The 12,706-nt window shown below is 62.5% G+C and carries 1 protein-coding gene (running past one end of the window); it reads left to right on the plus strand.

The features are described 5' to 3' along the window. Nucleotides 1-12,584 carry the 3' end of a non-ribosomal peptide synthetase gene (gene syrE / locus KBY02_RS06815; protein ID WP_225650070.1) on the plus strand. 15,790 nt of this gene lie to the left of the window's left edge, so 12,584 of the gene's 28,374 nt are visible here — the last part of the coding sequence; the start codon falls outside the window, past its left edge; its stop codon occupies nt 12,582-12,584. Nucleotides 12,585-12,706: the final 122 nt, after the last annotated feature.

Consider the following 12,706-nt stretch of genomic DNA (forward strand, 5'->3'; position numbering starts at 1 on the left):
TGACCCCGCGCGCGCTGCGCCAGCAACTGCAACTCAACCTGCCGGAATACATGATCCCGGCAGCGTTCGTGCGCATGGCCGCATTGCCGCTGAGCGCCAACGGCAAACTGGATCGAAGAGCGTTGCCCGAGCCGGATGCCGACGCCTTCGATCAGCATGATTTCGAAGCAGCCGATGGCCCGCTGGAGACGGCAATCGCCGCAATCTGGGCCGATGTGCTGGGCGTCGCACAAGTCGGCCGTCATGATGACTTTTTCGCGCTCGGCGGTCATTCATTGCTGGTCATGCGCGTACTGGCTCAGGTTCGTCAGCAATTGAATCTGGAGGTTTCACCGTCAGTGTTTTTCGCGGCACCGGTGCTGCGGCAGTTCGCCGAGCGGCTGGGCAACACGCAGGACAACGCTCGCGTGGCGATCAAGCCTGTGCAACGTTCGGGTGCGCTACCGCTGTCGTTTGCCCAACAGCGCCTATGGTTCCTCGCGCAACTGGAAGGTGGCAGCGCCGCTTACCATATTCCGGCGGGACTGCGTCTGCGTGGCAACCTTGATCAGGCTTCGCTGCAACGCGCACTGGACCGTATCGTGGCCCGCCATGAGGCGCTGCGCACGACCTTTGTCCAAGAGCAGGGACAGCCTGCGGAGCAGCGTATCTCTGCCGCAGAAACAGGTTTCAGACTGCAACTGCAGGTACTGGCCGGGCAGACCGATGCCGAAGACAAGCTGCTCGCCATCGCGGCACAAGAGGCCAGCGAGCACTTCGACCTCGTCAATGGACCACTGGTGCGCGGGCGTCTGGTGCGCATGGCCGATGACGACCACGTGTTGCTGGTGACCATGCACCACATCGTCTCCGATGGCTGGTCAACCGGGGTGTTGAATCGCGAGCTGGGTGCCCTTTACGACGCCTTCCGCCAGGGTGCGGATGATCCACTGCCGGCCTTGCCAGTGCAATACGTCGACTACGCACTGTGGCAGCGTGACTGGTTGAGTGGCGACGTGCTGCAACAACAGCGTCAGTACTGGCAGCAGGCCCTGGCTGGTGCGCCGGCCTTGCTGACCCTGCCGACCGACCGACCACGTCCGGCGCAACAGGACTACAGCGGGCAGACGCTGGAACTGGTGCTCGATACACAATTGACCCGTGGCCTCAAGGCCTTGAGCCAACGCCACGGCAGCAGTCTGTTCATGACCGTCATGGGCGCCTGGGCCGCGCTGTTGGGACGGCTGTCCGGTCAGGATGACGTGGTGATCGGTACGCCGGTGGCCAACCGTATGAGCGCCGAAGTGGAGAACCTGATTGGCTTCTTCGTCAACACCCTCGCTATACGGGTCGACCTCTCAGGCACGCCGAGCGTCGAAGCGCTGGTACGGCAAGTCAAACAGCGAACTCTGGCTGCCCAGGCAAATCAGGACCTGCCGTTCGAACAAGTGGTTGAAGTGGTTCAACCGCAACGCAGCCTGTCCCACAGCCCGATTTTTCAGGCCATGCTGTCATGGCAAAACAACGAGGACACCGCGCTGGTGCTTGGCGACCTGACCCTGCAAGGCGTCGCAGTGGCCGGTGATACGGCAAAGTTCGACTTGGCGCTGGACATCGGCGAGGTGGACGGGCAACTGATCGGCACGCTGGAGTACGCCACGGCACTGTTCGACGAAAGCACCATGCGTCGGTATCGAGGCTACTTCCTGCGCTTGTTGGAGGCTATGGCGGCCGATGATCAGCAAGTGCTGGAACAGGTACCGTTGCTCGACACTGCCGAGCGCGAGTACCTGCTGAAGGATATCAATGCCACAGAGCGCACCTACCCTGTCGGTCAGTTGATGCATCGCTTGTTCGAGGCCCATGCCGAAGCTGCACCGCAGGCAATTGCCGTCCGCCAGGGTGAGCAGACACTGACCTACGCTGAACTCGACAGCCGCGCCAATGCCCTGGCTCAGCACCTGCGCAAACACGGTGTGGGACCGGGAACCCGGGTGGCGATTCTGCTGGATCGTTCGGTGGAATTGCTGGCCAGCATGCTGGCCACCCTCAAATGCGGCGCGGCTTATCTGGCGCTGGATCGTCTGGCCCCTGAAGAGCGCCTGCGCTTCATGCTCGAGGACAGCGAAGCCATCATGCTGCTGAGCCGTAGCGACCTGACGGCACCTGACATGACGCCAAGGCTGGATCTGGACACACTGGAGCTGTCAGCGCTGAACCAAGAGCCAGTCGTGCCTGCAACTGAAGTCGCAGGCGAGACCCCCGCGTGCATCATCTACACCTCTGGCTCCACCGGTGTGCCCAAGGGCGTGATCGTGACCCACAACGGCATTGTGCGGCTGGTTCAGGACAACGGCTACTACGACTTCTCCGCCGAGGACCGTGTGGCGTTTTCGTCCAACCCGGCGTTCGACGCCAGCACTCCGGAAATCTGGGGTGCATTGCTCAATGGCGGCCAGTCGGTGATTATCGAGCCGCAGGTGCTGCTTGAGCCGGTGGCCTTCGCCGCCCTGCTCAAGCGCCATGGTGTAACAGCCATGATCAGCTCGACCGCCCTGTTCAACCTGTATGCCGGGTTGATTCCCGAGGCCCTGGCAGGCCTGCGTATGATCATGTGTGGCGGCGAGCGCGCTGATCCGGCCTCGTTCCGTCGGGTCCGGGAGCACTCCGCTCAGGTACGCCTGTTCAACGGCTATGGCCCGACCGAGGGCACCACCTGTGCCACCAGCTACGAAATCTTCGATGTACTGCCTGACACCCTCAGCCTGCCGATTGGCAAGCCCAACGCCAACGTGCGGGTCTATGTGCTTGACGCCCGGCGCGAGCCGGTGCCGATGGGCGTGGTCGGCGAGATCTATATCGGTGGCACAGGCGTCGCACTCGGCTACCTGAACCGCCCGGAGCTGACCGCTGAACGTTTCAGCGAAGACCCGTTCAGCCAGCAGGCCGGCGCGCGACTCTATCGCACCGGCGACCTGGCGCGCTGGTTGCCGGACGGTAACCTTGAATACCTGGCGCGTAACGATGGGCAGGTCAAGGTCCGCGGCTTCCGCGTCGAGCTTGGCGAAATCGAAAGCGTCCTGCATTTGTGCGACGGCGTTCGCAACTCCGTGGTGGTGGCGCATGAAGCCAGCCCGGGTGACACCCGTCTGGTGGCTTACTACACCGTGCATGCGGGCGTTGATGCACCTGATCCGGAGGATCTGCGTGCGCAATTGAGTGCCGATCTGGCGGAGTACATGGTTCCGAGTGTGTTCGTACGCCTGGATGCCTTGCCGCTGACGCTCAATGGCAAGGTTGATCAGAAGGCGTTACCGGTCCCCGACCTGAATGCGATGTTCGAGCGAACCTACGTTGCGCCGGAAGGTGCCACCGAACAGGCCCTGGCGGAAATATTCCAGGAACTGCTGGGCCTTGAACGCGTGGGTCGTCATGACGGCTTCTTCGAGCTTGGCGGTCATTCGCTGCTGGCTGCGCAACTGGTTTCCCGTGTGCGTCAGCAACTGAACGGTGACATGGCGCTGCGCCAGCTGTTCAATCACCCGACCGTGGCCGAGCTGGCGAAGGTGGTCGACGGCCTGCAAACGGTCGATTCCGACAGCATCGAACCCATCGAGCGTAACGCGCCGCTGGCACTGTCCTTTTCCCAGCAGCGTCTATGGTTCCTCGACAGGCTCGACCCTGGTGCCAGCAGTGCTTACCACATGCCGATGTCGCTGCTGCTGCGCGGCGAGCTGGATCACCGCGCGCTCAAGGCTGCGCTCGACCGTCTGGTTGCACGTCATGAAAGCCTGCGCACCACCTTCGAGCTGCACGGTGAACAGCCGGTGCAGGTCATCGCTGCGGCGGACAGCGGTTTCGCCCTGGCAGAAGAGGACTTGCGCTCGCAGCCTTATGAACAGGCCAGCCTCAACGCTTCACGCATCGCCGACAGCGAGGCCGCTGCGCCGTTTGACCTGCGCCAGGGCCCGCTGATTCGCGGGCGTCTGCTGCGCCTGGCGGATGATGAGCACATGTTGCTGATCACCCAGCACCACATCATCTCCGACGGCTGGTCGGTGGGGGTGCTGATCAACGAGTTCACCGCCCTCTACCAGGCCTTCACTGAGCAGCGGCCGGACCCGCTGCCGGCCCTGTCAATCCAGTACGCCGACTACGCCGCCTGGCAACGCCGCACCTTTACCGGCGAGCGCCTTGCCGAGCAGGCCGACTTCTGGCGTGAGCACCTGGGCGGCGCGCCGACACTGCTGTCGCTGCCCACCGACCGGTCACGTCCGGCGGTGCAAAGCTACCGCGGCGGCGCTGTACCCGTGACGATCGACGCAGCGCTTCATCAGCGTCTGGAGCGCTTCTGCCAGGCCCATAACGTCACCTTGTTCATGGGCCTGCTCAGTGCCTGGTCGGTGCTTATGACCCGTCTGGGCAACGAACGCGATGTGGTGATAGGTGTGCCGAGCGCCAACCGTGGCCGCACCGAAACCGAGAACCTGATCGGTTTCTTCGTCAACACCTTGGCCCTGCGCGTTGATCTGACGCAGAACCCGAGCGTGGCGCAACTGCTGGAACAGGTCCGCCAGACCACGCTGGCGGCCAATGAGCATCAGGACATTCCATTCGAGCAAGTGATCGAAGCCTTGCAGCCGCCACGCTCGATGAGTCATAGCCCGCTGTGTCAGGTCGCCCTGTCGCTGGATAACACCAGCATCGGCGGCGAGTTGAAGCTGCCGGGCCTTAGCCTGCACCCCGTGCTACAAGCCCATGAAACCGCGCAGTTCGACCTGATGCTGACCCTGGCTAGCGAAAACGGCGCCCTGAACGGGGTCATCGAATACGCCAGCGATCTCTTCGATCGCTCCACCGTCGAGCGTTTTGCCCAGCATTTCCATACGCTGCTGGAAGCGATGGTCGAGGATGTCGCGCAACCTGTGCTCGGCCTGCCGTTGCTCAGCCCGGCGCAGCGCCTGGCCTCGCCAGCGCTACTGCAGCCCAAGGCGGTATTCGCCTCGGGGCTGATGGTGCATCAGCGCTTTGAACAGTTCGCCGCCGCCCATCCGCAGAACATCGCGCTGGTCTTTGGCCGGCATGAGGTGAGCTACCAGGCGCTCAATCGCCGAGCCAACCGCCTGGCCCATGAACTACTCGCCCAAGGCGTGCGTCCCGATGACCGGGTGGCGATCCTCGCAGAGCGTGGTACGCAGATGATCTGCGCAGTGCTGGCCGTGCTCAAGTCCGGTGCGGCCTACGTACCGCTGGACCCGACTTACCCCACCGAGCGTCTCGGCTACCTGCTGACAGACAGTGCGCCGGTGGCGTTGCTGGCCCAGTCGGCCTGCCTTGACGTGCTGCCGGCACACAGCGTGCCGGTACTGACCCTCGGCGCGGACAACGACAGTGCCGATTTGGCAGATGAATCACTGGACCGCAACCCTGAGCCTGCTGCGCTGGGACTGTCTCGCGAGCATTTGGCGTATGTCATTTACACCTCAGGGTCGACAGGCCTGCCCAAAGGTGTGCTGGTCGAGCACGGCAACGTGGCCCGCCTGTTCGACGCCACCGCCGGGCAATTCAACTTCGGGCATGAGGATGTCTGGACGCTGTTCCACTCCTTCGCCTTCGACTTCTCGGTCTGGGAAATCTGGGGCGCGCTGTGCTACGGCGGCAAACTGGTCATCGTCCCGAGTGAGGTGGCGCGTTCGCCGGATGACTTCTATGCGCTGGTCTGCGAGCAGCAGGTCACCGTTCTGAACCAGACGCCAAGCGCTTTCCGCCAGTTCATCCAGGCCCGCGAACGCAGCCCGCAGGAGCATGCGCTGCGTGAAGTGGTGTTCGGTGGTGAGGCTTTGGACTTCCGCAGCCTGCAGCCCTGGACCGCACGCACACCGCTGTCGCGTACCCGTCTGGTGAACATGTACGGGATCACGGAAATCACCGTGCATGCCACCTACTACCCGATCAGCCAGTCGGAAATCGACACCGCCATGCCAAGCCTGATCGGCCCGGCACTGGACGACCTGTGCCTGCGTATCCTCGATGACTATCAGCAGCCGGTACCGGTGGGCGTCAATGGCGAGATTTATATCGGCGGCGCCGGCGTTGCCCGGCATTACCTGAACCGCACGGAACTGAATGCCGAACGTTTTATTGCCGACCCCTATGCGTTGCAAAGCGGCGCACGGCTCTACCGCACCGGCGACGTTGCGCACTACCGCAGCGACGGCGGCGTGGTCTACGTCGGCCGTAATGACTCGCAAATCAAGATTCGCGGCTTTCGTATCGAATTGGGCGAAATCGAGGCGCAATTGCTCGCCTGCCCCGACGTTCGTGAAGCGATGGTCATCGTGCGTGAGGATCGCCCCGGCGACAAACGCCTGGTCGCCTACCTGATTGCCGAGGACGGCGCTGCTCCCGAGTCAGCGCTGCTGCGCAGCCAACTGGCCAGCGTGCTGGCCGAACACATGCTGCCCAGTGCCTTTGTGACCCTTGAAACCTGGCCATTGACCACCAACGGCAAGCTGGACCGTGCCGCCCTGCCCGCGCCGGACCAGTTCGCGACGGTGAGTCGTGACTACGAAGCACCGCTAGGCGCTATCGAAACGACCCTGGCCGCTGCCTGGCAGGAATTGCTCGGGGTTGAACGTGTCGGTCGTCAGGATCACTTCTTCGAACTGGGTGGTCACTCCTTCCTCGTCATCAGCCTGATCGAGCGCTTGCGTCAGATCGGCTTGTTGCTGGACGTGAGTACGGTGTTCTCGGCACCAACCCTGCAAGCCATGGCCGCGGTCCTGGCGGGCGGTACTGCGGCGGAACGGGTCGCCCCGGCGAACCTGATTCCCGTCGATTGCACGGCGCTGACCCCGGACATGCTGCCGTTGGTGAAACTGACCCGGCAGGAACTGGAGCATATCGTTGCCGATGTGCCAGGCGGCGTCGCCAATGTTCAGGATATCTATCCACTGTCATCGTTGCAGGAAGGCATCCTGTTTCACCATCTGTTGCAGTCAGAAGGCGACGCCTACCTGATGCGCACCCTAGCGACGTTCGACAGCCGTGCGTTGCTCGACAAATTCCTCGGCGCGCTGCAAGTGGTGATCAACCGCCACGACATCATGCGCAGCTCCCTGCGCTGGCAGGGTCTGCCGCAGCCGGTGCAGGTGGTGCATCGTCAGGCACAGTTGCCAGTCATTCAGCTCGACACCGCGCCGGGTGAAGACGCCTTGCAGATGCTGCGCGAACGCACCAATACCTACCATATGCGCCTGGACCTGCAACAGGCACCGCTGATAGCCGCGTATATCACTTACGATACCCGGCAGGAAAAGTGGCTGATGGCACTGCTGGACCATCACCTGATCAGTGACAACGTTACCCTGCGCCTGATCATGGGCGAGATCCAGGCAGTGATGGACGGACGCGCCGACGCCCTGCCGCCATCCCAGCCGTACCGCAACTTCATCGCCCGGGCCGCGTGTGTTTCCCAGGCCGAACATGAAGCCTACTTCCGTCAACTGCTGGGCGATGTCGATACCACCACTGCGCCCTACGGCGTGCTCGATGTGCGTGGCGGCGATGCAACAATCCTGCGTTCGGTGCAGGATCTGAGCGACGATCTCAGCGCGCGGATCCACAGCACCGCACGGGCCCAGGGCGTACCAACCTCGGTGCTGTTCCACGCGGCATGGGGGTTGGTGGTGGCCGCCACCAGCGGCCGTGACGACGGGATTTTCGGTACCGTGCTTTCGGGACGTTCCCAGGGCACCTCCGGCGCCAACCATGCGCTGGGGATGTTCATCAATACCTTGCCGATGCGTATTCGCCTGCAACAAAACAGCGTGCGCGATATCGTTCAGGATGCCTACCAACAGCTGAGCGGGCTGCTGACCCACGAGCAGGCGCCTCTGGCCCTGGCGCAGCGCTGCAGCGCAGTGGATGCATCGCTGCCGATGTTCACCGTGATCCTCAATTGCCGTCACGGTGATCTGGTGAACACTGCCGGGGAAAACATCGAGGACATGGGCGAGGAGCAGGAAGGTGTTCATTTCCTGGGCTCCGAAACCCGTACCAACTACCCGATCGAAATTGCCGTAGCCAATGAGGCCAATGGCTTTTCGCTGACCGCGCAGTCTATAGATGGCATTGATCCGCACCGGATTGCCGCCTACCTCGGTCAGGCGGTTGCCGAGCTGGTCAACGCCCTTGAGCAGGATCCGGCACGCCTGGCGAGCAGTCTTGAAGTGATTCCGCAAGCCGAGCGGCAGCTGCTGCTCAACGACTTCAACGACACCGCCAGCGACTTCGCACCGGCCGTACCGATCCATGCCTTGTTCGAAGACCAGGTCCGCCGCAATCCTGATGCCGTAGCGCTGGTCTATGAAGACCGCCAACTGAGCTATCGCCAGCTCAACCGCCGCGCCAACCACGTGGCCCGGCAGTTGCTGCAACTCGGTGTGCAGCCGGACGAGCGCGTGGCCATCTGCGCCGAACGCAGCCTGGACATGATTGTCGGCCTGCTGGGCGTGCTCAAGTCCGGTGCCGCCTACGTGCCGATTGACCCTGCCCACCCTGCTGACCGTATGGCCTTCATGCTGCAGGACAGTCAGCCGCGCGCGCTGCTGACGCAGGGCGCGCTCAGCCTGCCGGTCGGCGACACGCCGTTGATGCTGCTGGACAGCGCTGAATCGCTGCTCGCGGCGGATGATCAGGCGTTCGACGCCAATCCCGTGGTCGACGGCCTGACGGCGGAAAACCTGGCCTACGTGATCTACACCTCAGGCTCCACCGGCCAGTCGAAAGGTGTCATGGTCGAGCACCGCTCGGTGTTCAACTTCTGGAACGTGCTGACCCGCACGACCCATCAGCATTGCCCGACACCGGCCACCGTGGCGCTGAATGCCGGCTTCTTCTTCGACATGTCGATCAAAGGCATCTCGCAATTGTTCTCTGGCCACAAGCTGGTGATCATCCCGCAACTGCTGCGTGCCAACGGCAGCGAACTGCTGGACTTCCTCGAAGCGCATCAGGTTCATGCCTTCGACTCCACCCCGTCGCAGCTCGACACCCTGCTCTCGGCCGGCCTGCTGGAACGCAGCAGCTATCAGCCGGTCAGCGTGCTGCTGGGTGGTGAGGCGATCAACGCCAGCACCTGGGAGAAACTGCGTAACTGCCCGACCATCCGCTTCTACAACATGTATGGCCCGACCGAGTGCACAGTGGACGCGACCATCGATCTGATCCGCGACCTGGGTGAAAAACCAAGCATCGGCCGGCCTATTGCCAACGTCCAGGTGCATGTTCTGGATGCGCGTGGCGAGCCGGCACCACTGGGCGTCGCCGGGGAAATTCATATCGGCGGTAGCGGTGTGGCCCGTGGCTACCTCAACCGTGACGAGCTGAGTGCCGAGCGTTTCATCGTTGACCCGTTCTCCGATGTCGCCAACGCCCGGCTTTACAAAACCGGCGACCTGGGTCGCTGGCTGGCAGACGGCACGCTGGAATACATGGGCCGCAACGACTTCCAGGTGAAGGTTCGCGGTTTCCGTATCGAGCTGGGTGAAATCGAAAACGTTCTGCTGGCCGTACCAGGCATCCGCGAGGTGGTGGTGATTGCCCGCGACGACAGCCAGGGTGATTCGGACAGCCAGCGCCTGGTCGCTTATGTCTGTGGTGAATCGGTGGCAGCCGAACACTTGCGCAGCGAATTGCTCAGGCATCTGCCGGAGTACATGGTGCCCAGCGCTTTCGTCCAGCTGGACGCCCTGCCGCTGACCGCCAACGGCAAACTCGACCGCCGTGCGCTGCCGGCCCCCGGTCAGGATGCGTTGGCCAGCAAGGTTTACGAGGCGCCGCAAGGCGAAACCGAAGAGGCCATCGCCGAGATATGGAAAGCCTTGTTGCATCTGGACCAGGTAGGTCGCAACGACGGCTTCCTTGAACTGGGTGGTCATTCGTTGCTCGCCGTGCAGTTGCTGTCGCGACTGCGGCGCAAACTTGGTACACGAATCACCTTGCGTGAACTCTTCGACGCCCCGACCGTGCGTGGCCTGGCTTCACTGGTCAACGCCGCAGCGCCAGGTGAAGCACAATCGATTCCGAGGGCCAATCGCTCTGGCCGTCTGCCGCTGTCCTTTTCCCAGCAGCGCTTGTGGTTCCTCGATCACCTGGATCACGCCGCGGGTGCGGCCTATCACTTGCCGATGGCGTTGCGCCTTACAGGGGCACTTGACACCGCTGCCCTGGAGGCAACGCTGGATCGCCTGGTTGCCCGCCACGAAACCCTGCGCACGCGTTTTGAACTGGTGGACGGTGAACCGGTGCAGAAGATCGCCCCGGCCGATAGCCGCTTTCCGTTGTTGAAACAGGATCTGCGCGACCTGTCCGGTGACGAGCGCACTTCGACCCTGGCCCGTCTGGGTCAGGAAAATGCCACGCAACTGTTCGATCTGACCAAGGGGCCGATGCTGCGCGGGCATTTGCTGCGGGTTGCGGATGCTGAGCATGTGCTGTTGATCACGTTGCATCACATCGTCTCCGACGGCTGGTCCAACAGCGTCCTTGCTCAGGAAGTGAGCGCGCTTTACGCCGCCTTCAGTCAAGGCCAGAAAGACCCGCTGCCCGCGCTGCCACTGCAATACGTGGACTACGCCGCCTGGCAACGGCAATCCCTCGACGGCCCCGCCCTGCAGGCCCAGATCGACTTCTGGCGCAAGCATCTGGAAGGAGCGCCAAGTGTGTTGAATCTGCCACTGGACCGTCCGCGCCCGGCCATCCAGAGCTATACCGGCGGGATGGTCGAGCATGTGTTTTCGCCAGCATTGAGTGCCGACTTGCGTGCCTTCAGCCAGGCTCAAGGCAGCACGCCGTTCATGGTTCTGCTGGCAGGATGGTCGATGCTCATGAGCCACCTGAGCGGGCAGACCGATGTGGTGGTAGGTACGCCTGTCGCTAACCGCCAGCATCCCGAGCTGGAGCCAATGATCGGCTTCTTTGCCAATACGCTGGCATTGCGTGTGGCAACCGACCGAGAGACGCGTTTGAACGACATGCTCGACCGGATCAAGAGCCTTACGCTGGCTGCCTACAATCATCAGGACTTGCCGTTCGAGCAAGTGGTGAGCGCCTTGCAGCCAACCCGCAACATGAGCCACAGCCCGTTGTTCCAGGTGATGTTGAGCCTGGATAATACGCCGCCTTCGCTGTTGCAATTACCTGACCTGGAAGTCGAGTTGCTGGACAGCGAGCATCACACCACTCAGTTCGACCTGTCGTTGTCACTGGTGGATTCTAGCGAAAGCCTGAGCGGCGGCCTGCAATACTCCAGCGACCTGTTCGACAAAACCACTGCGCAGGCCATCATGCAGCTGTTTGCAAGGGTTCTGGAGAACATGGTGAGCGACGCTCGGCAGTCGATTGGCCAAGTGCTGGACAACACGCCAGCGCTGCCGCGTTCGGCGCATACCGCGACTATCGCTGCGACGGTCGAAGACGAACAGCCTGAAGCCCTGCCTTACGAAGCGCCCGAAGGCGAGACCGAGATCGCCCTCGCCAACCTCTGGAAAGAGTTGCTCAAGCTGGAAAAGGTCAGTCGCCATGACGACTTCTTCAAGCTGGGCGGTATTTCGCTGATGGCGGTGCAAATGGCCTCGCGCCTGCGCAAGGTGCTCGGCAAACCGATCGCGGTCCGCGATCTGTTCATCGAGCCGACCATTGCCGGTTTTGCCAGAACCCTGGACGGCCAGGCACGCCCCGGCCAGCACAGCAACCTGGTGCCGGTCCGCCGCACTGGCTCGCAAAGACCGCTGTTTCTGGTGCACCCACTGGGCGGCGAAGTGCAGTACGTGCGCGATCTGGCCGCGGCAATCGACCCGCAGGTGCCGCTGTATGGCTTGGCCGCCAGTGGTCTGGCGGCTGGAGAGACGCCGCTGTTTGAGGTGCCGGCCATGGCTGCGCGTTACCTGGCGGCGATTCGCCAGGTACAACCGAAAGGGCCTTACCGGATCGGCGGCTGGTCTGCAGGTGGTCTTATCGCTTATGAAATGGCCCGCCAGCTGCAATCCAGCGGTGAAAAACTGGAGTTCCTGGGCATCATCGACACCTCCGCGCGTCTTGAGCAGCAAGCGCCGGAGGCATTGAGCGAAGGTCAATTCCTGATGGACTGGCTACCAGAGCAGCTCGACCCCGAAGTATTCCGGCAGCTCACCGAGCTGGCCGGCACGGATGCCATCGATGAAATGCTGGCACTGTGCATGGCACACCGCCTGCTCCCGGAGGAACTGCCACAGGACGTCGATGCCACCTTGTTACGCAGCCATCTTGCTGTGGCCCATGCAACCCATATCGCCATCGGTAACTATGTCAGCCCGCCTGCCCCACTTACGGTGACACTGTTTACCGCCAGTGCAGAGGAGCGCGACGATCCGCTGCTGGGCTGGACGGCCTTGCTCGATTCCCCGGTGAACGTTACTGAGCTTCCCGGCACCCACGAAACGCTGGTCAGGGCGCCTCAGGTCAGCGCACTGGGCCAGGCGATCTCCCGGGCGCTGAACAAGGAGCCCAACCAGGAGCCCCGCAGAGAAGAGGTTTTACGTTCGATAACCGCGCCAGCTGAGTAGTAACCGCCAGGTTGCGCAGGATGTCCCGGTATCCAGTGACAGACTTTTCCTGCGCAACTCAGCTTAATTGGAACCTAGAGCTGAATCGTTTTTTGTGAAGACTTTCATGCGTGATGCCGGAT

It is taken from the genome of Pseudomonas sp. P129 (genome assembly GCF_020312195.1).
GTDB classification, from domain to species: domain Bacteria; phylum Pseudomonadota; class Gammaproteobacteria; order Pseudomonadales; family Pseudomonadaceae; genus Aquipseudomonas; species Aquipseudomonas fragariae.